General features: G+C 60.3%; 20 protein-coding genes and 1 pseudogene. 11 read left to right on the forward strand and 10 right to left on the reverse strand.

Annotated elements, in window-relative coordinates:
* The 5 genes and pseudogenes from ASD95_RS29355 to ASD95_RS09360 all read left to right on the forward strand — a co-directional run.
* Positions 1-282: pseudogene (locus ASD95_RS29355) on the forward strand (calcium-binding protein); the annotation flags it as partial.
* A gap of 54 nt (positions 283-336) precedes the next feature.
* Positions 337-1,047 carry a hypothetical protein gene (locus ASD95_RS29115; protein WP_156385755.1) on the forward strand — a complete coding sequence of 237 codons (711 nt, stop codon included), beginning with the start codon at positions 337-339 and terminating at the stop codon, positions 1,045-1,047.
* A gap of 683 nt (positions 1,048-1,730) precedes the next feature.
* Complete coding sequence (locus tag ASD95_RS09350) at positions 1,731-2,378, forward strand: hypothetical protein (protein WP_056724018.1); 648 nt, start codon at positions 1,731-1,733, stop codon at positions 2,376-2,378.
* Positions 2,379-2,642: 264 nt separating this feature from the next.
* Positions 2,643-4,682, forward strand: a complete 2,040-nt coding sequence (locus ASD95_RS09355) for an oxidoreductase (protein ID WP_056724021.1) — start codon at positions 2,643-2,645, stop codon at positions 4,680-4,682.
* Positions 4,683-4,751: 69 nt separating this feature from the next.
* On the forward strand, positions 4,752-5,678 hold the full coding sequence (locus tag ASD95_RS09360; RefSeq protein ID WP_056724024.1) for a 1-aminocyclopropane-1-carboxylate deaminase/D-cysteine desulfhydrase: 927 nt from the start codon (positions 4,752-4,754) through the stop codon (positions 5,676-5,678).
* 137 nt (positions 5,679-5,815) lie between these two features.
* Here the strand turns inward: ASD95_RS09360 and ASD95_RS09365 are convergent, their stop codons facing one another.
* From ASD95_RS09365 to ASD95_RS09375, 3 genes are all read right to left on the reverse strand, one after another.
* Positions 5,816-6,376 (reverse strand): cytochrome b, encoded by a 561-nt coding sequence (locus ASD95_RS09365; protein WP_056724026.1) that lies wholly within the window; start codon positions 6,374-6,376, stop codon positions 5,816-5,818.
* Between the two features lie 181 nt (positions 6,377-6,557).
* A complete protein-coding gene (gene phnX / locus ASD95_RS09370; protein ID WP_056724028.1) occupies positions 6,558-7,385 on the reverse strand; it encodes a phosphonoacetaldehyde hydrolase in 828 nt (275 codons plus the stop codon).
* Positions 7,386-7,540: 155 nt separating this feature from the next.
* Positions 7,541-8,650, reverse strand: a complete 1,110-nt coding sequence (locus ASD95_RS09375) for a 2-aminoethylphosphonate--pyruvate transaminase (RefSeq protein ID WP_056724030.1) — start codon at positions 8,648-8,650, stop codon at positions 7,541-7,543.
* A gap of 109 nt (positions 8,651-8,759) precedes the next feature.
* On the opposite strand from ASD95_RS09375, the gene ASD95_RS09380 reads away from it, so the two are divergent.
* Positions 8,760-9,620: a LysR substrate-binding domain-containing protein gene (locus ASD95_RS09380; RefSeq protein WP_056724032.1), complete on the forward strand. Its 861-nt coding sequence runs from the start codon at positions 8,760-8,762 to the stop codon at positions 9,618-9,620.
* Between the two features lie 91 nt (positions 9,621-9,711).
* Here ASD95_RS09380 and ASD95_RS09385 read toward each other — a convergent pair whose 3' ends face one another.
* Complete coding sequence (locus ASD95_RS09385) at positions 9,712-10,584, reverse strand: LysR family transcriptional regulator (RefSeq protein WP_056724034.1); 873 nt, start codon at positions 10,582-10,584, stop codon at positions 9,712-9,714.
* A 268-nt stretch (positions 10,585-10,852) separates the two neighbouring features.
* Between ASD95_RS09385 and ASD95_RS09390 the strand changes: the two genes are divergently transcribed.
* Positions 10,853-12,178: an MFS transporter gene (locus ASD95_RS09390; RefSeq protein WP_056724036.1), complete on the forward strand. Its 1,326-nt coding sequence runs from the start codon at positions 10,853-10,855 to the stop codon at positions 12,176-12,178.
* 70 nt (positions 12,179-12,248) lie between these two features.
* The gene (locus ASD95_RS09395; protein WP_056724038.1) at positions 12,249-13,640 is read left to right on the forward strand and encodes an FAD-dependent oxidoreductase; all 1,392 of its coding nucleotides are present in this window, start codon (positions 12,249-12,251) and stop codon (positions 13,638-13,640) included.
* 3 nt (positions 13,641-13,643) lie between these two features.
* Here ASD95_RS09395 and ASD95_RS09400 read toward each other — a convergent pair whose 3' ends face one another.
* Entirely contained in the window at positions 13,644-15,065 is a 1,422-nt protein-coding gene (locus ASD95_RS09400) for a type VI secretion system Vgr family protein (protein ID WP_056724040.1), read from the reverse strand.
* Between the two features lie 225 nt (positions 15,066-15,290).
* Here ASD95_RS09400 and ASD95_RS09405 point away from each other — a divergent pair, with 225 nt between their 5' ends.
* Positions 15,291-15,995 (forward strand): YebC/PmpR family DNA-binding transcriptional regulator, encoded by a 705-nt coding sequence (locus ASD95_RS09405; RefSeq protein WP_056724042.1) that lies wholly within the window; start codon positions 15,291-15,293, stop codon positions 15,993-15,995.
* A gap of 118 nt (positions 15,996-16,113) precedes the next feature.
* Here the strand turns inward: ASD95_RS09405 and ASD95_RS09410 are convergent, their stop codons facing one another.
* The 4 genes from ASD95_RS09410 to ASD95_RS09425 all read right to left on the reverse strand — a co-directional run bounded on the left by ASD95_RS09410 (position 16,114) and on the right by ASD95_RS09425 (position 20,089).
* Entirely contained in the window at positions 16,114-17,427 is a 1,314-nt protein-coding gene (locus tag ASD95_RS09410; RefSeq protein ID WP_056724044.1) for a leucine-rich repeat-containing protein kinase family protein, read from the reverse strand.
* 125 nt (positions 17,428-17,552) lie between these two features.
* Positions 17,553-18,677: a cell division protein ZapE gene (gene zapE / locus ASD95_RS09415; RefSeq protein WP_056724046.1), complete on the reverse strand. Its 1,125-nt coding sequence runs from the start codon at positions 18,675-18,677 to the stop codon at positions 17,553-17,555.
* A 156-nt stretch (positions 18,678-18,833) separates the two neighbouring features.
* On the reverse strand, positions 18,834-19,586 hold the full coding sequence (locus ASD95_RS09420; protein WP_056724048.1) for an anti-sigma factor family protein: 753 nt from the start codon (positions 19,584-19,586) through the stop codon (positions 18,834-18,836).
* Positions 19,583-20,089: a sigma-70 family RNA polymerase sigma factor gene (locus tag ASD95_RS09425; protein WP_056724050.1), complete on the reverse strand. Its 507-nt coding sequence runs from the start codon at positions 20,087-20,089 to the stop codon at positions 19,583-19,585. Before ASD95_RS09425 ends, ASD95_RS09420 begins: the two co-directional genes overlap by 4 nt.
* Before the next feature lie 163 nt (positions 20,090-20,252).
* Here ASD95_RS09425 and ASD95_RS09430 point away from each other — a divergent pair, with 163 nt between their 5' ends.
* Together ASD95_RS09430 and ASD95_RS09435 are read left to right on the forward strand one after the other, a co-directional pair.
* Positions 20,253-21,338: a catalase family peroxidase gene (locus ASD95_RS09430; RefSeq protein ID WP_056724051.1), complete on the forward strand. Its 1,086-nt coding sequence runs from the start codon at positions 20,253-20,255 to the stop codon at positions 21,336-21,338.
* Positions 21,335-21,880 (forward strand): cytochrome b, encoded by a 546-nt coding sequence (locus tag ASD95_RS09435; RefSeq protein ID WP_056724053.1) that lies wholly within the window; start codon positions 21,335-21,337, stop codon positions 21,878-21,880. The genes ASD95_RS09430 and ASD95_RS09435 overlap by 4 nt, the downstream gene beginning before the upstream one ends.
* 102 nt (positions 21,881-21,982) lie before the next feature.
* Here the strand turns inward: ASD95_RS09435 and ASD95_RS09440 are convergent, their stop codons facing one another.
* Entirely contained in the window at positions 21,983-23,134 is a 1,152-nt protein-coding gene (locus ASD95_RS09440) for a M14 family metallopeptidase (protein ID WP_056724055.1), read from the reverse strand.
* Between the last annotated feature and the right edge of the window lie 297 nt (positions 23,135-23,431).

The following is a 23,431-nucleotide window of genomic DNA, read 5'->3' on the forward strand; positions in this document are numbered from 1 at the left end:
GGCAACGACACGATGGTTGCTTCTAATGGCGACGATATCTTCGTGTTCGCCGCGGGCTTCGGCAATGACCGGATCCTCGGCTTCGATACCGACGCGGCGGGAGGCCAGGATCTGCTCAACTTCGCCGCTCTCAACATCACGGCGGCGACCTTTGGCAGCAGTGTCAATGTCGTTGATCTCGGTGCGGATACGTTGCTCAACTTCGGTGCGGGTTCCATCACCCTGGTAGGTGTGGGTGATCCAAACACCGTTTCGGCCACAGACTTCATTCTGGCCTCTTGAGGTCCTGGCAAGGACTGTCGCAGGGAGCGTGGACCACGGAGGGGAGGGCAATGGATGCCCTCCCTTTCTCCATCCACTCAATTGCCCATTAGCTATCGGGGTGCCAGCAGCGTACTGGAACTCATCAAGGCGGCAGGTTGGAACCGAACTGCGAAATCAAAGAATCAATTGAAAAAGGGAAACCCGGCCTTGAACATTTCAGCCATCTGCCTCTTGAGCAGTCTATTGGTTTCGGTCGCGGCTTTTGCTACCGGTGTTAATCCGGTGTTCGACCTGGATTTCACCAGGTCAGCCACGGAAACGCTGAAAAAACTGGATATCAACGACGCTTGTATTGTCGCCATCTCAAGTCCTGCTGCTTTTACGTTCTGTCGAGAAGGGTCATCAACGCTCTGGAAGTATCAGGCGCTGGATCTGGAGCAACAGGCGGTGATCCAGATTGGCCAAAAGCGGTCTTCGGCGGACTACCGGCAAATAACCCTTGTGGAAGTCGATAGCGTTGCTTGCGAACAGGATCACCTTGTGGAATTGGTTGAACCGGCTATCAGGCATGGACTTGTCCTTGGCCTGATTACCCTGTTTCTGTTGGTCGGCCTGCGATATACCTACCGGGCGATCATGTATTGCTGTTATGAACAGGTCGGCTTTTCGAAGTTCGGCTTGCGGCGCCTGGACAAATCCCGGTCAACGCAAAATTCAACGGTAATGGCGTTGGTCGCATGGGGTGTCGTGGCCGCTACGGCATTTATCTACTTCGGATTTTGAGCGAGACCACAATTAGCGGGTATGCCGTTTCAAGGTACTTGCCATCCGATAGGGTTTGAATGCGTGCAGTTTCATTCGCTGACGACTAATTTGCTTTTAATATCCTGTTCCTTTCAGTTGATCCTGTATTGCTGTCTGCCTGAAAGGGTGGCTGGATCACCGTGAAGTCCGTCGTTGGAGTTTGCCTTGGATGAGAGTTACTCGCTATTGCGAGACTTATGGGATGTATAACAACTAGCGGATCCAATATGCAATGCTCGAAGTGCATCCAGGCAAGCAGGCCAGTTGCTGTGGGCAATAGCGGGGAAGTTGACTCATTGCTGTCGCTTCAGGCGAACTTGCGCTACGCACCGTTTGTCGGTGGCTTGTGCGGAAAATGAACATTGTAGCGTCTGTGGCCTCTGATCCTTGAGCACGTCAGCCATGACCTGCCCCCGCGATTGAAAAAAAAGAAGTGGAAATAGAATCTCAAGTGCAGTGAATGCCACTGGGGGTTTTTATCTGAAACTCAGGGAGGCGATAAATCAACCGGTCATTGATTCGCCAGGTGAATCAATGAGGTTGAGAGTGCCGAGTCCATGATTTGGCTTATCTTTTAGAAGTAAGGTCGTACAGAATTTTTAATAATTAAAGATTCTGTCAAGTAGTCGATCCGTACTCTCGAATAAGGTGGAGAAAATACCGTGGCGATAAATACCATTATGAGTCTGCTGGAAAATAAGGAATTCCTGGAGTTTTTGCGTCTGGGGGTTATTTATGTTCATTTGGTGGCGTGTTGTGTGGCCATCGGGCTGGTGTTGACCAGTGATGTCGCGATGGTCAGGGATCTTTTAAAACGGAAAATATTAACTGAGCATGATAATGCTCACATGGAAAGTCTTCAAAGATCTGTCATCGTTTCACTAATAGCGCTGTGGGTAACGGGCATCGCTGTCGTCGGTATCGATTACCTGGAAAAAGGTGTCGAGTACTTCATGAATCCAAAACTTCAAGCCAAAGTCATTATTGTGGCGTTGTTGACTTACAACGGCATCTTGTTGCATCGCCTGGTACTGCCGGCCCTGCAAAAGGCAGGCTCCTTGCTCAATCTCCGATTCAGTGCACGAATGCTGGCGTTGGCCTGCGGTTCGTTGTCGGCGGTGTCCTGGATGTATGCCGCCATGCTGGGTGTCGGTCGTCCCTTGGCTTGGAAGTATTCCCTTTCCGAACTGTTGATGGCCTATCCGGTACTGATTGCGCTCGGGTTCCTGACGATGCTGGTGTTGACCCAGCGAGCGAAACAACAGGACGTCTGCGTTGCGCCGGCGCGGGCAGTAGCAAGCGCATGCTAAGCCGGTTCTTCGCGTAAATCTTGCGGACTTGTCCAGAGCCCGAAAGGCGGCCTTCAGGGTGCAGGTTTCAATCCGGACCTGCACCGCAAGGTCGTTTTTGTTTTGAATCATTCCCGGCGGCCCAAAGCTTCTGCTCATTTCGATCAATAATTTGTCAGTTACGGTCATTGAGGGATGGTGGCGTGACTCTTAGTCTGTCGAACATGACTGACGGGGGCCGTAGAGCTCCTGCACTTTCCGTGATCGCTCGATGTGGAGTTACCGATGACCGCCGCTCAATACCCGCACCTGCTGGCTCCGCTGGACCTGGGTTTCACCACGCTGCGCAATCGCACCCTGATGGGGTCGATGCACACGGGCCTGGAAGAGAAACCGGGTGGCTTCGAGCGCATGGCGGCTTACTTTGCCGAGCGTGCCCGTGGCGGTGTCGGCCTGATGGTCACCGGCGGTATCGGCCCGAACGAAGAGGGTGGCGTGTATTCCGGCGCGGCCAAGCTGACGACAGAGGAAGAGGCGCTCAAGCACCGTATCGTCACCCGTGCCGTACATGACGCGGGAGGCAAGATCTGCATGCAGATCCTCCATGCCGGTCGTTATGCCTATAGCCCGAAACAGGTTGCCCCTAGCGCGATCCAGGCGCCGATCAACCCGTTCAAGCCCAAGGAGCTGGACGAGGAAGGCATCGAGAAGCAGATCAGCGATTTCGTCACCTGCTCGGTACTGGCGCAAACCGCCGAGTACGACGGCGTGGAAATCATGGGTTCCGAAGGTTATTTCATTAACCAGTTCCTCGCCGCGCACACCAACCACCGTACCGATCGTTGGGGTGGCAGCTATGAAAACCGCATGCGTCTGCCGGTGGAGATCGTTCGTCGCGTTCGTGAAGCGGTAGGCCCGAACTTCATCATCATTTTCCGACTGTCGATGCTCGACCTGGTCGAAGGCGGCAGCACCTGGGAAGAGATCGTGCAGTTGGCCAAGGCCATCGAACAGGCCGGCGCGACCATCATCAACACCGGTATCGGCTGGCACGAAGCGCGGATTCCGACCATCGCAACCAAAGTGCCGCGCGCGGCCTTCAGCAAGGTCACGGCCAAGCTGCGTGGTTCGGTCAATATTCCGCTGATCACCACCAACCGTATCAACACCCCTGAAGTCGCCGAGCAGATCCTCGCCGAGGGCGATGCCGACATGGTGTCCATGGCGCGGCCGTTCCTCGCCGACCCGGACTTCGTCAACAAGGCCGCTGAAGGTCGCGCCGATGAAATCAACACCTGCATCGGTTGCAACCAGGCCTGCCTCGACCACACCTTCGGCGGCAAGCTGACCAGTTGCCTGGTCAACCCGCGTGCCTGCCATGAAACCGAGCTCAATTACCTGCCGGTGCAGCAACTGAAGAAAATCGCCGTGGTCGGTGCCGGCCCGGCCGGTTTGTCCGCCGCGACCGTGGCCGCCGAGCGTGGCCATCAAGTGACGCTGTTCGATTCGGCCAGCGAAATCGGTGGTCAGTTCAACATCGCCAAGCGTGTTCCGGGCAAGGAAGAGTTCTTTGAGACCATTCGCTACTTCAACCGCAAGTTGCAGACCACCAACGTCGAGGTGTGCCTGAACACCCGCGTCGATGTGGCCGGGCTGGTCGAGGGCGGCTACGACGAGATCATTCTGGCCACCGGCATTGCGCCGCGCCTGCCGGCCATTCCGGGGGTGGAAAACGCCAAGGTGCTGAGCTACCTGGACGTGATCCTGGCGCGCAAACCGGTCGGCAAGCGCGTCGCGGTGATTGGCGCCGGTGGTATCGGTTTTGACGTCTCGGAATTCCTCGTCCATGAAGGCGTAGCGACCAGTCAGGATCGTGCCGCGTTCTGGAAAGAATGGGGTATCGATACACACCTTGAAGCGCGCGGCGGTGTCGCCGGTATCAAGGCCGCGCCCCATGCGCCGGCCCGCGAGGTATACCTGCTGCAACGCAAGAAATCCAAGGTCGGCGACGGCCTGGGCAAGACCACCGGCTGGATTCATCGCACCGGTCTGAAGAACAAGCAGGTGCAGATGCTCAACAGCGTCGAATACCTGAAGATCGACGACGAAGGCCTGCACATCCGCATCGGCGAAACCGGCGAGCCGCAGCTGTTGCCAGTGGACAACATCGTGATTTGCGCCGGGCAGGACCCGCTGCGCGAGTTGCATGACGGCCTGGTGTCGGCGGGGCAGAGCGTGCACCTGATCGGCGGCGCGGATGTCGCGGCAGAGCTGGATGCCAAGCGGGCGATCAATCAGGGTTCGCGTTTGGCGGCGCAGTTGTAACGCACATCGTTCGGGTTCACAGCACAAGTCGGCTGTTAAGATGCCGGATCTTTCCATAGATCCGGCATCATGCTTTCTCCTCCAGACAATTGGTTTCTTCAAGCCCCCCTCGACCCCCTTCACCTCGACTGGCTCACTCGAGCCGGCATCGAAGTGGCGGTCCTGCGGCTGGACCAGATCGACCCGCTGATCAGCGGCAACAAATGGTTCAAGCTCATCGAACACCTGAAAACTGCTGACCGCCTGGGGGCCGAAGGCATCATCAGTCTCGGTGGCGCGCACTCCAATCACCTCCACGCGTTGGCGGCGGCGGGCAAGCGTTTCGGCTTTGCCACCGTCGGCCTGTTGCGCGGGCATCCTCAGCAAACCCCGACGGTCAAGGACTTGCAGGCGTTCGGCATGCAGTTGCACTGGCTGGGGTATGCAGGCTATCGGGCAAGGCATGAAGCGGGTTTCTGGCAACCCTGGCAAACCCGCTACCCGAGGTTGCATCCGGTGCCTGAAGGGGGAGGCGGTTTGCCTGGTGCCTTGGGTTGCATGCAGTTGCGGGCCACTGTTTGCGCGCAATTGCCGGGCTTGGGCTGGAGCGACCATGACGGCTGGTGGCTGGCCTGCGGCACCGGCACGACCCTGGCCGGCCTGGTGCTGGCCGAAGCGGGGGATCATCCGGTGTACGGTGCCCTGGCGGTGCCTGACGATCATGGGGTGGCGCAGATGGTCGAGCGGATCGTGCAGGAAGCCGGTGTAGTCAATGCGAGGTATGAACTGATCGATGCAAGTCGCGGCGGCTTCGCCAAGGTGGATCCGCTGCTGCTCGACTTTATCGAAAAGACAGAGCAGGCCGGGAGTATTCCATTGGAGCCGCTGTACACCGGCAAGGCACTCATGGCCCTCAAGCAACAAGTCGAGGCGGGCAAGTTCGCCCGGGGCACACGACTGATCTTTGTCCACACGGGCGGCTTGCAGGGGCGGCGGGGATTTGACTCACAAGCCTGAAACGCACCGCAAACCAATGTGGGAGCGAGCTTGCTCCGGGCGGCGTTCCGACGATGGCGGTGGGTCAGTCGACAAATGCGCCGAATGCAACACCCTCATCGCGAGCAGGCTCGCTCCCACACTGCAATTCATTGGTCTCAGGAGTCGCGGTTCACGCGCTTGGGCATCATCCGCAGCAAGGTGTTATCGCCCACCACATAATGGTGATACAGCCCGGCCACGGCATGCAGGCCGATCAGCCAGTAGCCGATAGTGCCGCCGAGCTCGTGCCAGCCCTGGAGCTCTTTGGCCAGGTCCTTGTTTTCCGCTACCAGCATCGGCAGGTCGACACCGTAGAACATCACCTGATTGCCTTTGGCGCTGGTGACCAGCCAGCCGAGAATCGGCGTGACGATCATGAAAATGTACAGCGCCCAGTGCATCAGCCTGGCCAGCGTCGTTTGCCAGTGCGCCGAGGCCGGGAAGATCTGCGGCGCCGGGCCGAGGCTGCGTGCGAACAATCGCACCCAGACCAGAACGAATACGGTCAGGCCGAGCATGAAGTGTGTTTCGACGATCAGCGTGCGCCCGCCACTGCCCTTGGGAAAGAGCCCGCGAAACTCGATACAGGCGTAAACCAGCACCAGCAGGACCAGCATCAACCAATGCAGCGCGATCGATACGGTGCTGTAGCGCGATTCGGAGTTTTTCCACGGCATACGGTGTTCCTCAGAGGTCCGGTTTAAAGCCACCGCTCTTATCCGACGGTGTGCTCTAACTGTAATCCTGTTTCACCGGGTTTGCCTGAGGCGATTGGTCGCTGGATGCTCTGGTTTGGGTAATGCACAGAAGAAACCTGTGGGAGCAGGCTCGCTCCCACAGGGGCAATGCGGGGACTTATCAGCTCGACTGAGGCATTTCGCCGTTGGCCAGGCGCTTGTTGATGTCGGCGATCACTTGCGGCAGATCGGTGATGGTATCGATCATGTAGTGCGGACGCGAGCCTTCGAACATTGCGTGGATGCGCTTGCGCTCGCCGTCCAGTTGGTCGCAGCCCAAGGCGCGATAACCTTCGTAGTCCAGGCCCAGGGCGTTGCCCGAGCAGATCAGCGCCACGGTCCACATGCCGGCGCGGCGCCCCTCGAGAATGCCCGGCACCGTGTCATCGATCTTCACGCACGCGGCGACATCGTCGATGCCCAGGGCAATGACGTTGGCCAGCGCCTGGGCGGGCCATGGACGACCATTCGGGACTTCATCGGTGGCAACCACGTGATCGGCCACGTAGCCGTTGGTGGCAGCCAGTTCAACCACTTTGTCCATGACCTGTTTCGGGTAGCCGGAGCAGGAGCCGATCTTGATCCCTTGCTGGCGCAGGTTGGCGATGGTCTCCAGCGCTCCGGGAATCAGCGCCGAGTGTTCGGCGATTTTTTCGATCTGCAGCGGCATGAAGCGTTGGTAGATGGCGGTCACGTCATCGTCGGTCGGCGTGCGGCCGAACACTTTGCGATAGCGCTCGGCAACCTCCGGCAGATCGCACAGGGTGCGGATGTGGTCCCACTTGCCCATGCCCATCGGGCCACGGGCCTCTTCGATGGACACCTGGACGTCGAATTCGGCGAAGGCTTCGACGAAAATCTGCGTCGGGGCGAAGGAGCCGAAGTCGACCACGGTGCCGGCCCAGTCGAGGATGGCGGCTTGCAGTTTGCTTGGGTTGGAGTAGTTCATGGCAATTAATTTCCTGTAGAAAACTGACGATTGGAGAGCCGCTTTTACTGTGGGAGCGAGCTTGCTCGCGATGGCGGTCTTCCATTCAACCAAGGTGCTGACTGATCGGGCCCCATCGCGAGCAAGCTCGCTCCCACAGGGGAATGTGGTGTGGGTTAGATCTCTAACACTTCCATCTCGCGCAACACTTCAGCAATCGCCGCCACGGCTTCGCGCATTTCGGCTGGCTGGACATGGCCGATGCAGCCGACGCGGAAGGTTTCGACCTGGGTCAGTTTGCCGGGGTAGAGGATGTAACCCTTGGCCTTGACCCGCTCGTAGAACTCCTTGAATGCGTAGCGTGGATCTTTCGGGGCGTGGAAGGTGGCGATGATCGGCGCCTGGATAGCCGCCGGCAGGAAGCTGCGCAGCCCCAGTCTGCCCATCTCTTCCATCAATGCCTGGCAGTTGGCGGCGTAGCGTTCGTGCCGCGCCGGCAAGCCGCCTTCTTCGTTGTATTGCAGAAGGGCTTCGTGCAGCGCCGCGACCACATGGGTCGGCGGGGTAAAGCGCCACTGGCCGGTCTTGGCCATGTAGGCGTGCTGGTCCTGCAGGTCCATCGCCAGCGAATGCGAGTTACCAACGGCGTTGGCCAGGGACTCTTTGCGAGCGAAGACAAAACCCATGCCCGGCACGCCTTCCAGGCATTTGCCCGAGGCGGCGATCAGTGCGTCGAACGGCACTTGTTGCGCATCCACTGGCAGGGCGCCGAAGGAGCTCATGGCGTCGATGATCAGGCGCTTACCGTGTTGCGCAATGACCTGGGCGATCTCTGGCAGCGGATTGAGGATGCCGGTGCTGGTTTCGCAGTGAATCAGGGCGACATGGGTAATGTCTTGATCGGCACGAAGCAGGCGGTCGACGTCGGTGGCGGTGGTCGGTTCGTCCTCGGCGGTTTCGAAAGTGCTGAACGAGCGCCCCAGCACTTCGCAGATTTTCGCCAGGCGCTTGCCGTAGGCGCCGTTGATCAATACCAGAATCTTGCCGTCCCGAGGCACCAGCGTGCCGATCGCCGCCTCGACCGCGAAGGTGCCGCTGCCTTGCAGGGGCACGCAGTGGTGGGTGGCGGCGCCGTTGATGATGGCCAGCAGTTGCTCGCAGAGGCTGGCGGTCAGTTGATTGAAGCGGTCATCCCATGATCCCCAGTCAACCATCATTGCCTGACGGGTGCGGGCCGACGTGGTCAACGGGCCGGGGGTGAGCAGGATGGGTTCGGCAGTACTCATTCTCGTGTCCTCGCAATCGATGGGATGAAGCGTTGGTGCCTAAATTGCAATTTGCCGTGTTATCAATCAAATTGTTTGTTGTTATGCCAACCATCAATGAGGGTTATTCATGAACCTGTTCCAGCTCCGCGCCTTCGATGCCGTGGCCCGGGAAGGCAGCTTTACCCGGGCGGCGGCGCGGCTGTTCATCAGCCAGCCGGCCGTCACCGGGCACATCAAGGCCCTGGAGGAGCACTACCAGATCACCCTGCTGCGCCGCACCGCCCGCCGCGTGGAACTGACGGAGGAGGGCACCAAACTGGCGGCAATCACCCGGGCGATGTTCAGCTTGGCCGAAGAGGCGCAGGTAATGCTCGAAGCCAACCGGCAATTGCTGACCGGGCGCCTGGAAGTGGCGGCGGACGGCCCGCACATGGTCATGCCGATGCTCGCCAGCCTGCGTGCACGCTATCCGGGGATCACGGTGAACCTGCGCCTGGGCAACGCCCAGGAAACCCTGGCGGCGCTGCTGTCCGAACATGCCGACGTGGCGGTGCTGACCGAGGTCGAGCCGCGCAAGGGCCTGCATCTGCAGGCGCTGAATGAATCACGGATTTGCGCGCTGGTGCCCGATGGGCATCCTTGGGCGCAGAAGACCAAAGGCGTGCAGCTCAAGGAACTGGATCAGGTGATCATGGTGCTGCGCGAACCGAGTTCGATTACCCGGCGCACCTTCGATGAGGCATGCGCCCAGGCCAAGGTCAATCCACGGGTGCTGCTGGAACTGGACAGTCGCGAAGCGGTGACCGAGGCGGTGGCCGCCGAACTGGGTGTGGGGGTGGTGTCGTCGGTGGAGGTCAGTCACGATCCACGGGTGGCGGCGGTACCGATCATCGGCGAGGGGCTGGTGAATCGGCACATGATGGGGTGTATGGAGCGGCGGCGGGATTTGCGACTGATACAGGCGTTTTTTGGGTTGGCACCGGTGTAGGAGCTGCCGAAGGCTGCGATCTTTTGATCTTCGCTTTTAAAAACAAGATCAAAAGATCGCAGCCTTCGGCAGCTCCTACGGGGGGATGCGGTCAGTTAAGGCTCTCCCGCACCATCTCCAGAAAAGTCGCCACCACCCGCCGCGAACTCTGTTCGCGCAAACACACCAGGGTTTCAGTCAACCGTCGTTTGCAATCGATAATCGGCAACGCACACACCCGCGAATCCGCGCCAAACTCGGCAGCCGACACCACCCCCACCCCAATCCCCACAACCACCGCCTCCCGCGCTGCCTCGCGACCTTCAACCTGAATTGCCGGGCGGATGCGGAACCCGGCACCGGCCATTTCCTCCTCCAGCGTCTGCCGGGTCACCGAACCGACTTCCCGCAACACCAGCGGTGTGTCGTCGAGGTCGGCAAGGGTGATGGATTCGCGCTCGGCCCACGGATGATTGCGCGACACGAACGCCACCATCGGGTCGTTACGCAGGGGCAGGGAGATCAGGCGTTCATCGCTGACGTCACGGCCCAGCAACGCCAGGTCGGCCTGATAGTTGAACAGTCGGAACAGCGACTCATCGGTGTTGCCGGTTTCGATCTTCACGCTGATCCCGGGGTAGCGTTCGCAGAATCGGGCGATCTGCGGCAGCACGTGGACCGGTGCATCCACCGCCAGAATCAGGCTGCCGGTCTGCAAGGCCTGGGAGTCCTGGAGCAGTTCCTGGGCTTCCGCCTCAATCACGAAAAGCCGCTGGGTAACGCTCAGCAGCCGCTCGCCCAGATCGGTCAGGCGCACCGAGCGCTTGTTGCGGTGAAACAGCAAAACCCCGTAGCGCTCTTCGAGTTTGCGCACCTGGTCGGAAATCGCCGGTTGCGTCAGAAACAAGCGCTCGGCGGCCTTGGTGAAGCTTCCATGCACCGCCACGGCGTGGAAAGCTTTGAGCTGGGCGTGGGACACCGACATGGGAATCTCCAGTAACAAGCTGACCTTATATTTGAAATACGATAAATCGATTTCACTTATTAATCAGTAATTGTTTTTATCCACCTCAGCCCCGGTGACTGGTCAGTCGAACAGCAGCGGGAGCCATGAGCCTGTGCGTGCAACTACAGGACTCATCTGACCGGTATCCGCCGTAGGGACAGGGCGATATCGCAGTGCTCAACAATAAAAACACAGGCGTTTTCTTCCAATTCTGCCGGCACACTCACACCCTGAGGTCAGAACCACAATGAACAAGCACATCGGCACCATCAAGCGTTGGCGCGTGCAGATCTTCGCGATCACCTGGCTCGCCTACGCCGCCTTCTACTTCACCCGCAAAGCCTTCTCGGTCGCCAAGCTCGGTATTGGCGAAGACCCGACCTTCATGCTCGACAAAATGGCCATGGCCAACCTCGACGCCATCTACCTGACGGCCTACGCCTTCGGCCAATTCACCTGGGGCATCCTGGCCGACCGCTTCGGGCCGCGGGTGGTGGTGCTCGGCGGGTTGGTGATTTCCGCCGCTGCGGCGCTGGTGATGGGCAACTTTGCAACGCTACCGATTTTCGCTACCTGCATGCTGATACAAGGCCTGGCGCAGTCCACCGGTTGGTCGGGGCTGTGCAAGAACCTCGGCAGCTTCTTTCCCTCCGAGCAACGCGGACGGGTATTGGGCCTATGGAGTTCCTGCTACGCCTTTGGTGGTCTGGTAGCCTCGCCGTTTGCCGGTTGGTGGGCGTACACGCTCATCGGCAGCTGGCATGCGGCGTTCATTTCCAGTGCGGCGGTGGTTGGGCTGGTCGCCGTGCTGTTTTTTATTTTCCAACGCAACAAACCGGAAGACGTCGGCTTGCCGGCGGTGGAGCCGGAACCCGAGCTGACCGCCGAAGAGGCTGACGCGCAAAGTAAAATCAGCATGTGGGAGCCTTTGAAGGAAATCCTGCGCAACCGCACAGTGCTGGTGTTGGGGTTGGCGTACTTCATGCTCAAGCCGGCGCGCTACGCGATTCTGCTGTGGGGGCCGGTGATCGTCTTCGAACAGATGCCTTCAGTGGGCAAGGTCGGCGCGGCGATCATACCGACCGCGTTTGAACTGGCCGGGTTGCTCGGGCCGATCCTGATTGGCCTGGCCTCGGACAAACTGTTCGGCGCCCGGCGCATGCCGGCCTGCGTGATCAGCCTGTTGGCGCTGACGGTGTCCCTGGCGTTTTTCATGGGCGCCCTGCATACCGGCAGCGTGCTGCTGGTGGTGGCACTGCTGTTCGTCATGGGCCTGACCCTCTACGGGCCGGACTCGATGATCAGCGGCGCGGCCGCTATCGACTTCGGCACTGCCAAGGCCGGCGCCACGGCAGCCGGATTCGTCAACGGCTGCGGCTCGGTCGGGGCGATTCTCGGCGGGCTGCTGCCGGGCTACTTCGACACCGTTACCGTGTTCATCGTTTTCGCCGGCTGCGCCATGTTCTCGGCGCTGGTGTTGATCCCGCACTGGAACAGCCGCCCCGGTGGCCTGGGCACTCATTTCGCCTACGTGCCCAACCAGGCGATCACCATCAAACCCCTGCGTACCTGAATCCTGTCCCTCGTCGCCTGCTGCACCTGCGGCAGGCCGGCGTGTGGGCCACTGACCGGAGATTGACCCCATGAGACCCTTTTGGCTGGACCAGGCCTTGAAGGCTGATGCATCCGAAACCTGTCCGCCACTGGAAGGCGACACCCGCGCCGATGTCTGTATCGTCGGCGGTGGTTACACCGGGTTGTGGACCGCGATCATGCTCAAGGAGCAGAACCCCGAGCTGGACGTGTTGCTGATCGAAGCGGACATCTGCGGTGCCGGGGCCAGTGGACGCAATGGCGGTTGTGCGTTGTCGTGGTCGGCCAAGTATTTCACCCTTGAGCGTTTGTTTGGCGTTGAAGAAGCCGTACGTCTGGTCAAGGAGTCCGAGCGCAGCATCCATGCCATTGGCGCCTTCTGCGAACAGTATCGGGTGGACGCCGATTACCGTCTCGACGGTACGCTCTACACCGCGACCAACCGCGCTCAAATTGGCTCGACTGACGCTGTGATCGCGGCGCTGGAGCGCAACGGCATCAACTCATTCAGCCAGCGGCCGGTGGCCGATGTGCAGCGCATGGCGGGCTCCATCAAACACCTGGAAGGCTGGTTTTCTCCGGCAGCGGCCAGTGTGCAGCCGGGCAAACTGGTGCGTGGCTTGCGCCGGGTAGCCCTGCAACTCGGGGTGAAGATTCATGAAAACACCGCGATGACCGGGCTGGAGGAAGGTAGGCCGGCGGGCATTCAAACCCCTGGTGGCACTGTTCGCGCCGACCGCGTGGTGCTGGCGATGAACGCCTGGATGGCCCGGGCGTTCCCGCAGTTCGAACGCAGCGTGGCGATCGTTTCCAGCGACATGCTGATCACCGAACCACGGCCGGATTTGCTCGACGAAATCGGCTTGACCAGCGGCGTCACGGTGCTCGATTCGCGGATCTTCGTGCACTACTACCACAACACCCCGGACGGCCGGATCATGCTGGGCAAGGGCGGCAATACCTTCGCTTATGGCGGACGCATGCTGCCAGTGTTCGACCAGCCTTCGCCTTACGCCGGTTTGCTGCAGAACAGCCTGGCGGATTTCTTCCCGGCGTTTGCCGAGGTCAAGGTCGAAGCGACCTGGAATGGTCCGTCGGACCGCTCGGTGACCGGGCTGCCGTTTTTCGGGCAGATGAGCGCCAGTGGCAACGTGTTCTACGGTTTCGGCTATTCCGGCAGCGGTGTCGGACCCTGCCATATGGGTGGGCAGATTCTGGCGTCGATGGTCCAGGGCCTGGACAACCCCTGGACCCGTTCGCCGCTGGTCAACGGACCGTTGGGGTTTTTCCCGCCGGAGCCGATTCGCTACATCGGCTCGCTGATGGTGCGCAACGCCATCCGCCGCAAGGAACGCGCGGAGGATCACGGGCGTCGACCACGGCATCTGGACGTGCGCCTGGCGAAGTTCGCCGCCGCCGCCGGCAAGGCTGACAAGGGCTGAGCATCAGGGCGCAAGATCCGAGCGGGAGAGCAGCCAGTCGAACAGCAGGCGGGTATCGCCACGAGGCTCGCGCGGGCGAGGGCGGTGAGGTTGTGGCCGAGGGCCCATGGCCGTACAAAGCACTGGGCGATCCGGGTCACTGTCGAGAAAAACCACCAGTACTTCGCTGCCAGCCACGGGCAAACGGGCCGGATCGATCCATTCCTCGGCGGTGGTCAGCGCCAGTGGTAGCCACAGGCCGTCGGACCCCTCTGCGGCTGATGGTGTGGCGGGCCAGAGGTTCACCTGAACCCTGCCATCCTCGTCCACTGTCGCCGGTCGCCCGATCGGGCCGCACACCTGGCCAGGCTGATACCCGGGGATATTCGGCCTGGGTTGTTTGAGTGCGGGCCTGAACACCGTCGACCAGGGGATGGCGCTGAATTGATTGCGGTAACCCGGGGCCATGTCGGGTGTGTCATCGAGCAGAATGGATGAATGACGACCCTGATGGCGGATTTCGGTAACCAGCCATTGATCATTGAAATTCGCCAGCGGATGCTCGGCCACCTGCAGGATCCGGCCACTGCGTAATGCCCTCTGGTTACTTTGACCGTGGACCTGCAGGTGTCGGCAGCGCAGGCGTTCCAGTTGTCGACGGCTGAGCTGGTCGCGATGTTGTTGTTCGCCAGCGGGACAATGCCGTGCCGTGACGAACGAGTGATTGGCTGCGCCTTCGCTGATGTCCGCTGCACCCGGATTCCTGGCGCCTGGACGCACAGGGGAGAGCGGGGCGTCATGGCGTTGGAACAGTTCGCTGATCACGGGTTCCTGGTGTTCGTCGAGGGCGTCGCGGCTCATCGACATGAGCAGGGGGGCCTGGGGGAAACTCAGGCTGTCATCGGCCAGAACCAGCACGTGGCCGTCGCGTTGATGCTCGAAGTGATAGTGGATGCCTTCTTCCTCGCACAGCCGTTGCAGAAACGCCAGGTCGGTTTCTTCGTACTGAATGCAAAAAGGTCGCAGGGGATAGTGTCCGGTTGCCAGTTCAAAGTGATAGCTGCCGGCAGGCAGCCCATGTTCATCGAGCAACTGGCGCAGGATCATGGGTACGCTGGCGCGCTGGAAAATACGTCGGCGCCGTTGCTGATCCAGCGCCTGGACACTTGGCACCAGCACCAGTTTGTAAGCGACCCGGTGCCCGCTTCGATATTCACAACTGACGCTGTACAGCAGACCATGAATGCCTTGATCGTGGCCGAACTCGAGGAACGCCGGTTGGTGCAGTAATCGTTCAAGGTTCAGGGCCGGTGCCAGCCCGATCACCTCGATGTCGAATCGATAGGGTTGGTTGAGTGCTTCATGACCACTGAACCGGACCACCTGGAAGCTCAGGTCGTCGTCGAGAAGCGTGAGGGTAGTGGGACTTTCCTTGTCGTTGTGCATCGAACGCGCTACCGCCGTGGAGTAGGGTGCAAAGCGTACGAAACCCCGGCGCATTGCGGGCACGATAAAGCGACATTTCCGAATCGCCCTACAACCGCTGGTGAAGATGTCGATGCAAGTCGGGATTTTTTGGTCGATTGCCAACTTTAGGCCGTATAAACTTGCGCAAAGCGTCGGCCATTAGATGTCTCGGCGCCACAGATGCCACAGATAAGAGAGTGAGAAATGGGCGCACAGTGGAAGGTTAAACACAAAGAAGCGGCAGCTAATGCCAAGGGCAAGATCTTCGGCAAACTGGTAAAGGAAATCACCATTGCTGCGCGTAACGGCGCTGATATTGCTACCAACGCGCACTTGCGCCTGGTGGTTGAACAGGCCAAGAAAGCTTCGATGCCCAAGGAAACACTGGATCGCGCCATCAAGAAAGGCGCGGGCCTGCTGGGCGAAACCGTGCAGTACCATCGCGTGACCTATGAAGGGTTCGCCCCGCATCAGGTACCGTTGATCGTTGAGTGCGTGACCGACAACATCAACCGCACCGTCGCCGAGATCCGCGTGGCGTTCCGCAAGGGCCAACTGGGGGCTTCCGGTTCGGTGGCCTGGGACTTCAACCATGTCGGCATGATCGAAGCGTCGCCGGACACCCCGGACGCCGATCCGGAGATGGCCGCCATCGAAGCCGGTGCACAGGATTTCGAGCCGGGTGAAGAGGGTGCAACCCTGTTCCTGACCGAGCCGACCGACCTCGACGCGGTACAGAAAGCCCTGCCGGAACAAGGCTTTACCGTGCTGTCGGCCAAACTGGGCTACCAGCCGAAAAACCCGGTCACCGGCCTGAGCGATGAGCAGATGGCGGAAGTCGAAGCGTTCCTCGAAGGCCTCGATAACCATGACGACGTGCAGGATATGTTTGTCGGGTTGGCGGGTTGACCTGATTTGCCAGTGACACCGTCTTCGCGAGCAAGCCCGCTCCCACATTAGATCGCGCCTGGCCGGGCAACTCGATCAACTGTGGGAGCGGGCTTGCTCGCGATTGACCGCGCAGCGGTTACAGACTTTCCAATTGCCGCACGACTTCGCTGAACCCAGGCCGCGCCAGCACTTTCGGCTGACAGCAACGCCGCTCCAGATCCTCCAGCACTCCACGCAGTTCATCGCTCAACCCCGAGTCGATTCGCGCGAGCAATTCCCCCAGCAACACCCCGAACGCCCGCACTTCGATCCGTTGCAAGGCACGGCTTTCCAGACTGTCGGAAATTTCGTGGAACGACGCCGCGCCAAAGTCCCCCAGCAAGCAGTCACCCTGCTCATTCCACAGGATATTGTGCCCGTAGAGATCGCCGTGGGTGATGCCATGGCCGTGCAGGTGTTCGGCCACCGAGGCAATGCCCGAGGCAATGCGCAGCGCCACCGCGGCACTCAAGCGCAGGTCGTCGGGGTAGATGTCGCGGCTGCACGACGCCAGGCTCGGCAGGCTGGCGAGGTTGCGAAAACTCGGCGGGATCAACTGCATGACCAACCCGGCGGTTTGTTGCGGGTGATCGACAATCCGCCCTTCGACGCGAATCAGGTTCGAATGCAACCCGGCGGTGATGCAGGCGTTCATCTCGTGCAGGGGCGAGCCATCGCTGGTCATTTCGCCCTTGTAGAGCTTCACCGCAACTGGCGTGGACGGTTGGTCGGCCGGTTGCCAGACGGCCTGATGGATCACCCCGGACGCCCCTTCGCCGAGCTTTTTTTCCAGGTGCAATGCCGACCAGTCAATGCGCGGTGTGGCGTCGAGGGCGGCGGCATCGGCTTCGGTTTCCAGCGGGTTACCGGCATAGGCCAGCCAGGTCAGGCTCGGCAGCGTCAGTAGCCATTGTGGCAAGTCGGTGAACTGGTTGGCGGCTATGCGGATCAGCTCCAGCCGATGACAATTGTGCATCGACTCCGGCAACCCCCGCAGGCGGTTACCGGCAAGCATGAGTTTTTGCAGGTATGGCCGCTCTCCCAACTCGCTCGGCAGCGTCTCGATGCAGTTGTCGGTCAGGATCAGCCAGCGCAGCAGCGGTGGCAGTGCCGCTGCGGGCACGTGGGCGATGCGGTTGGCCTTGAAGCCGATCATCGTCAGTGCGGCGCATTGGCCAATACAGGCCGGCAACTCGGTGAAACGGTTATCGGAGCAGAACAGCACGCGCAAACGGGTCAGGCGATGCAAATCCTCTGGCAGCGCGCTCAGGGCATTGCCGCTGAGGTTGAGCACTTCCAGCGAATCCGCCAGATCGAAGATCTCCCGGGGAAACTCGGTCAGGCCTTCGGCCAGATCCAGCCGCGTGATGCCCGACAACTCGCCGGCGCGCAATTGAGCAAGGGTGTGCATGAACAGATTCGCCATTAACCAAAGGGAGGGCGCGGGGCCCTGGAAATGGGCGACATGATACCGGGAAAGATATGGGAGCGAGCCCGCTCGCGAAAGGGGCAGTCAATGCAACAAAAAAACATCGATCAGACCGGTTCGCTGACTTCGACCAGTTGCCCCAATCGGCTGCGGGTGCGCGCCAGATCAATGGCATCGCCACCCAGGCTTTCGCGCAATGAGTGCTGCCCGAGCAACGTCAGGTGCTTGTCCTGGTCGTACAGCACGTCGATGAGATTGATAAACCGCTGCTGGGCGGCAATCGTGCAATCGCCCAGCAGTGGCAGTTCATCGATGATCCAGCGGTCGAACTGGCGGCACAGTTCCAGATAATCCATCACCGCCGTGGGCTGATCGCACAACTCGGTGAAGGTAAAACCGATGCCGCGCCCTTCGCACAAATGCGCTCGCAAATGCCGGGTACCCACCGGCAACGAAACAGGCGGGGCATTGCGCATGGGCAGGTTCAGCGATTGTCGTTGCGCCACGCTCGCCGGCCAGACGTAGTGACCTTGAGTGAACAATTGATGCGCATGGTGTCGGGCCTGGCTGCGATAGTCGTGGGGCCCGCCGACTTCCATCACCTGCATGCGCGCATTGATCAGGTCGATCACCGGTTTGAAGCGTGCGTGGTACAGCGGATTGGGCAGCAGGCCTTCGGGTGGGTAATTGGAGGTGACCAGCAACAGGATGCCGCGCTGGAACAGTGCCTTGAACAACCGGGTGATGAGCATCGCATCGCCGATGTCATGCACATGGAACTCGTCGAAACACAGCACCTGGCAATTGCTGAGCAGTTCATCGAGGGTGATCGCCAGGGCGTCGGCCTGTTCGCGGTGCTTGAACATGCCCTGGTGCAGTTGAGCGAAAAACTGATGGAAGTGCAGGCGTTGTTTCCGCGCAAGGGGAATGGCCCGGAAAAACCCGTCGAGCAACCAGCTTTTGCCGCGCCCCACGGCACCATGCAGGTAAAGGCCCGGAAGGGGTTTGGCCGCAGTGCCCATCAGCAGGCAGGCATGCCGGGCCATGCAGTCGATCACCCGCTGTTGGCTGTGACTGAGGGTGTAGCCCTGGGCATGGGCCTGATGGCGAAAGTAGTCGTGGATGACTTGGCCTGCCGCGCCGCTGCCGGCAGCCGGTACCTTGCCGAGAAGGCGACGCAACGTTTGCCAGCGCGATTTGATTGGCGAACGGTTGGGCGGGCGAACGGCCACTGGGATATCACCTCTGGTGTGCGGGCAGGCTCTTTGTGTTGCGGCGCCATAGTGTAACCAGAGCAGGGAATCTGCTTCCAGCGGTGTCGGCATTGGTGGGCCACCGTCACGGGGTTCCAAAGGAACGCCGCAAACCCTGTGGGAGCGGTGGTGTGATCAGAATTGAGCGGTCTGGTTGAGCATCCGCGCCGCCGCCGTATCCGCCGGGCTGACCATCGCATAGTTGTAGCCACTTCCCGACCAGTACTCGGCCTGCAATTCGCCATCACTGCGACTGCCCCTGGGCAGCAGGAAATTTTTCGGCCCTGGCGGGCGCACATAGAAACTGATTTTCTGCCCGCCCTGGTTCTCGTAGACCACCATCGCCGCAGGGCCTTGCTCGGTACTCAGCAAGCGTCCGCTGGCCGGCTTGAACCCGGCACCAGAGAGGTCGGGCAGGCGATTGGCCTGGGTGAAGTAGCGGTCGAGCCACCCCTGCATGTCGCCGTCGTCGCCGACTTTGTAATCCGCCGGCAGGAGGCCTTGCTGGGCAATCAGGCGATACGCCTGCAGGGCATCGGTCATTGGCAGCTGGGGATTCGCGAGCGTCATCTCCCGCGCTTGCCAACCGCTGAAACCGCCGATGCTGACAGCGATGAGCAACACCGCGGCACTGGCCAGGTGTCGACGGGATTGGCGTTTGAGGCGCTGGCGTATCACCGCCGGATCAAGGTCCGGGTTCGAGGGTTGTTGCAAGGCACCACTCAGGGCTGCGCGCAGTGTCTGGGCATCCTGCTGCCAGGCGCGCACTTGCGCGGCCATCTCCGGGTTACCGGCCAGAAAAGTCTCCACCAGGCGTCGGTCGGCGTCGCTCAGTTGGTGGTCGACGTAGGCGTGCAGGTCTCGTTCGCTGGGGGGCATGCTGATCATTTGAGTCTCCGCAGGGAAGGGCGGTTGATTTCGCCATCGCTGAGTTGGCGCAGGGCCTGGCGAGCCCGAGACAGGCGGGACATCACGGTGCCGGTGGGGACGTCGAGAATCTCGGCGACCTCTTTGTAACTCAAGCCTTCCACCGATACCCAGAGCAGCAGCGCGCGTTGCTCGGTGGGCAGTCGGTCGAAGGCGTTGAGGGTCGATTGGGCAATCACGGTGCGCTCCACCGAGGGCTGGGCATCGTCACGCCCGGTGAAGAAATCGAGCATGCGCGCATAGCGCCGGGAGCGGCGGTGCGCATCGAGAAACTGTCGATAGAGAATCGAGAACAGCCAGGCGCGCAAGTCGCCCTCGGCGCGTTTGCCAGCCCAACTCGACAGCGCCCGCTCCAGGCTCGCCTGCACCAGGTCGTCAGCGCTGCTGGTGTTGCGTGTCAACGACACGGCAAACCGCCGCATTCCGGGAATGATTTCTCTGAGTTGTTCGTCGATATCGTTCATGAAGTTCTGGCTAGTCACTACGCTGGACTGTGGACCAGGAAGACGCCCGGCATTCGAGGTTATTCCACGTCAGAAAAAATAAAAACCGCGCGTGGGAATAAACCTGCGCGGGGTTCGTCTGCTTGATTCTTCTCATTTGTGGCCGATGGCCCTGGAGTCTTTCATGGTAGATCGATCATCACCGCCAACCCGGCCACCCTTGAGTGCGGCGAGCCTGACGTTGCGTCTGGCCGGCATTGCCGTGGTCGTTGCCGCCGTGGCTGGGGCATTTGCCTACGTCAACGGCACCTTCGACCCACAGCGCCTGACCCCGAAGAAACTGATCAACGTGCTGGAAACCAACAATGGCGTGCATCCGGGTTTCCGTCGCAACCATTCCAAAGGCGTGTGCGTGATCGGGCATTTCGAGAGCAGCGGTGAGGCGCGCAGCTATTCCACCGCCCAGGTGTTCAACGAAGCGCGGACGCCGGTGGTCGGGCGTTTTGCCTTGCCGGCCGGCAACCCCTATGCACCGGACAGTGCCGTGCCGATCCGCAGCATGGCCTTGCGCTTCACTCAGGCCAACGGCCAGCAGTGGCGCACGGGGATGAACAGCATGCCGGTATTCCCGGTTGGCACGCCCGAGGCGTTCTATCAATTGCAGCAGGCGCAGTCACCGGACCCGACTACCGGCAAGCCGAACCCGACCGCGGTTCCGGCGTTTTTCGGTGCGCATCCGGAAGCTGCACCGTTCCTGGCCTGGATCAAGACTGCCAAGCCGTCAGCCAGTTACGTCACGGAGACCTATAACAGCGTCAACGCGTTTTATCTGGTGAGCGCCGCCGGACAACGCCAGGCCGTGCGCTGGAGCATGGTGCCGGTGGATCAAGATGCGCCGGGTGCAGCGGCGCCGGAGGGGGCCGATTTTCTGGAGAAAGACCTGGTTCAGCGTATAGCCGCAGGGCCGTTGCGTTGGCAGTTGAACATCATCCTGGCCAATCCCGGCGATCCAGTGAACGATGCGAGCAAAGCCTGGCCCGAAGGGCGCAAGGTGCTGAACGCGGGTACCCTGGTGCTGGAAAAAACCCAGCCGCAACTCAATGGCGAATGCCGAGACATTAACTACGACCCATTGGTATTGCCCGCTGGCATCGAAGGGTCCGACGACCCATTGCTCGCCGCTCGCTCAGCCGGTTACGCCAATTCCTACCTGCGTCGCACCAGCGAAGTCAGCCAGTTGCCCGCCGCCAAACAGGAGGCCCAGCAATGAGCACTCAATCCAACCACTTCGCTCCATTGGCACGTCTGCTGCACTGGCTGATGGCGCTGATGATTATCGCCATGCTGTTTATCGGCGCGGGCATGGTTGCCTCGGTCTCCGAGCGGCATGAATGGCTGATTCATCTGCACAAACCCCTGGGCGTCGCGATCTTGCTGCTGGTGATCGTGCGGCTGGTGGTGCGCTTCTCCACCACGCAACCACCATTGCCGGCGGATCTGCCGGGTGTGCAAGTACTCGCGGCCAAGGCTTCGCATGTCTTGTTGTATGCGTTGATGCTGATCTTGCCGCTGCTGGGCTGGGCGATGATTTCGGCATCGGGCGAGCCGGTGATGCTCAGCAGCTCGTTGCAGCTGCCATCGATTGTGCCGGCCAATGCACAGGTGTTTGCGTTCTTGCGCAAGGCCCATGGGTATCTGGCGTATCTGTTGTTTCTGACGGTGTTGCTGCATCTGGCGGCCGCGCTGTTTCACGGCTGGGTGCGTCGTGATGAGGTGCTGGACAGCATGTTGCGGGGCAAGGATCGAGGATAATAGCCGGGAAAAAAAGATCGCAGCCTGCGGCAGCTCCTACAGGGAAACGCATTCCAATGTAGGAGCTGCCGCAGGCTGCGATCTTTTCATCTTAAAGGGCAATCAACGCAAGGTGTCGACCATATCCGCAATGGTGGTGAGTACATCCTTGCCCAGCTGCTTCGAGCGCTTGCCCGACCAGCCCGTCAACGGATTCGGATGATCGTCGTGGTCCTTGAACGGCATTTCCAGGGTCAATGACAGGCAGTCGTACTTCTGCCCCACACTGTTGCAGGCCAGTGTCATGTTGGCCTGGCCCGGTTCGTCGCGGATGTAGCCGTGCCTGGTCTGGAAGTCCTTGGTGGTGTGCTTCAAATGGTTGCGGAAGTGTTCTTCGAGTTTTTCGATCCGGGGTGTGTAACCCGGATTGCCTTCGCAAGCGGCGGTGAACACGTGAGGGATTTCCTCGTCACCGTGCACGTCGAGGAACATATCGACGCCATACTTTTCCATCTGCTGCTGTACGAAAAAGACTTCCGGGCTGATTTCCTGGCTGGCGTTCTGCCAGGCGCGGTTCAGGTCCTGGCCCATGGCGTTGGTGCGCAGGTGACCGTGGAAAGCACCATCCGGGTTCATGTTTGGCACCAGGTACAGGTCGGCGCTGGCCAGCAGCTTGTTCAGCACCGGATCGTCGTGCTTTTCCAGGCGTTCAATCACGCCTTCCATGAACCACTCGGCCATGTGTTCGCCCGGATGTTGCTGGGCGATGATCCACACTTTGCGCTGGCCTTCGGCGCCGGTGCCTTTGCGCAGTAACTGGATGTCGCGACCTTCGACACTCTTGCCGGTGGCCAGCAGTTCGGTACCGGCCTTGGTCAGCGCCTGCTCGATCAGCCAGTCGTGGCGACCACGGCTGTAGGGTTCGAAGTAGGCGAACCAGGCATGGGTCTGCTCGGCTTCGAGGCTGAAGCGCAGGCAGTCGCCTTCGAAGATGGTGGGTATGCGGAACCAGTTGACGTGATCGTAGGACGCCACCGCCTGATAGCCGGTCCAGGCCTTGTTGTAGGAGGATTGGCTGGCATTGTTCAGGCGAAACCAGTGCTCCTGGCCGACATGCAGGCCGCTGGCCTTGAAGTGGAACCATTGGAAATGGTTGCTTTTGGTATCGGGGCGGATCGCCAGCAGGGGCCTGAGTGGATCGCTGACGTCGATCACCTGGATGTTGCCGCTGTCGAAGTTGGCACTGATGTCGAAAGAGGATTTAGCCACGGCCATAATCGGGTCCTGAATATGATTTTTATGGTGGCTACTTTACACGCAAGAGTGGGGTGAAACCGAGGGGAATTGCGGGGTGTGAGGGTGGGGGCGTCCTCCTTGACGCCGCCGCAGCTTAGAGACTGTGCGACTGATTCTCAAGTGCTATCTGTCGCTGGTTTGAACCAATGATGCCGGGCTTTTCTTGCCAACTGGAATTCTTTTGATATCATCCGCGCCATCGAATTTGCGGTACCCAAAGACTTCATTAGCCTGAAGCCAAAGCCAGGGGAAACTGGCAAAAAAAAAGACCCGGCA

Origin of the sequence: Pseudomonas sp. Root71 (genome assembly GCF_001429045.1) — a bacterium.
Taxonomy (GTDB): domain Bacteria; phylum Pseudomonadota; class Gammaproteobacteria; order Pseudomonadales; family Pseudomonadaceae; genus Aquipseudomonas; species Aquipseudomonas monachiensis.

Coding starts and splice junctions, on each gene's coding strand:
- ASD95_RS09395 (WP_056724038.1), top strand. CDS start 12,249: ATGAGACCCTTTTGGCTGGACCAGGCCTTGAAGGCTGATGCATCCGAA.
- ASD95_RS09435 (WP_056724053.1), top strand. CDS start 21,335: ATGAGCACTCAATCCAACCACTTCGCTCCATTGGCACGTCTGCTGCAC.
- ASD95_RS09385 (WP_056724034.1), bottom strand. CDS start 10,584: ATGTCGGTGTCCCACGCCCAGCTCAAAGCTTTCCACGCCGTGGCGGTG.
- ASD95_RS09440 (WP_056724055.1), bottom strand. CDS start 23,134: ATGGCCGTGGCTAAATCCTCTTTCGACATCAGTGCCAACTTCGACAGC.
- ASD95_RS09405 (WP_056724042.1), top strand. CDS start 15,291: ATGGGCGCACAGTGGAAGGTTAAACACAAAGAAGCGGCAGCTAATGCC.
- ASD95_RS09380 (WP_056724032.1), top strand. CDS start 8,760: ATGAACCTGTTCCAGCTCCGCGCCTTCGATGCCGTGGCCCGGGAAGGC.
- ASD95_RS09365 (WP_056724026.1), bottom strand. CDS start 6,376: ATGCCGTGGAAAAACTCCGAATCGCGCTACAGCACCGTATCGATCGCG.
- ASD95_RS09360 (WP_056724024.1), top strand. CDS start 4,752: ATGCTTTCTCCTCCAGACAATTGGTTTCTTCAAGCCCCCCTCGACCCC.
- ASD95_RS09390 (WP_056724036.1), top strand. CDS start 10,853: ATGAACAAGCACATCGGCACCATCAAGCGTTGGCGCGTGCAGATCTTC.
- ASD95_RS09400 (WP_056724040.1), bottom strand. CDS start 15,065: ATGCACAACGACAAGGAAAGTCCCACTACCCTCACGCTTCTCGACGAC.
- ASD95_RS09430 (WP_056724051.1), top strand. CDS start 20,253: ATGGTAGATCGATCATCACCGCCAACCCGGCCACCCTTGAGTGCGGCG.
- ASD95_RS09425 (WP_056724050.1), bottom strand. CDS start 20,089: ATGAACGATATCGACGAACAACTCAGAGAAATCATTCCCGGAATGCGG.
- ASD95_RS09375 (WP_056724030.1), bottom strand. CDS start 8,650: ATGAGTACTGCCGAACCCATCCTGCTCACCCCCGGCCCGTTGACCACG.
- ASD95_RS09410 (WP_056724044.1), bottom strand. CDS start 17,427: ATGCACACCCTTGCTCAATTGCGCGCCGGCGAGTTGTCGGGCATCACG.
- ASD95_RS09355 (WP_056724021.1), top strand. CDS start 2,643: ATGACCGCCGCTCAATACCCGCACCTGCTGGCTCCGCTGGACCTGGGT.
- phnX (WP_056724028.1), bottom strand. CDS start 7,385: ATGAACTACTCCAACCCAAGCAAACTGCAAGCCGCCATCCTCGACTGG.
- ASD95_RS09420 (WP_056724048.1), bottom strand. CDS start 19,586: ATGATCAGCATGCCCCCCAGCGAACGAGACCTGCACGCCTACGTCGAC.
- ASD95_RS29115 (WP_156385755.1), top strand. CDS start 337: ATGCCCTCCCTTTCTCCATCCACTCAATTGCCCATTAGCTATCGGGGT.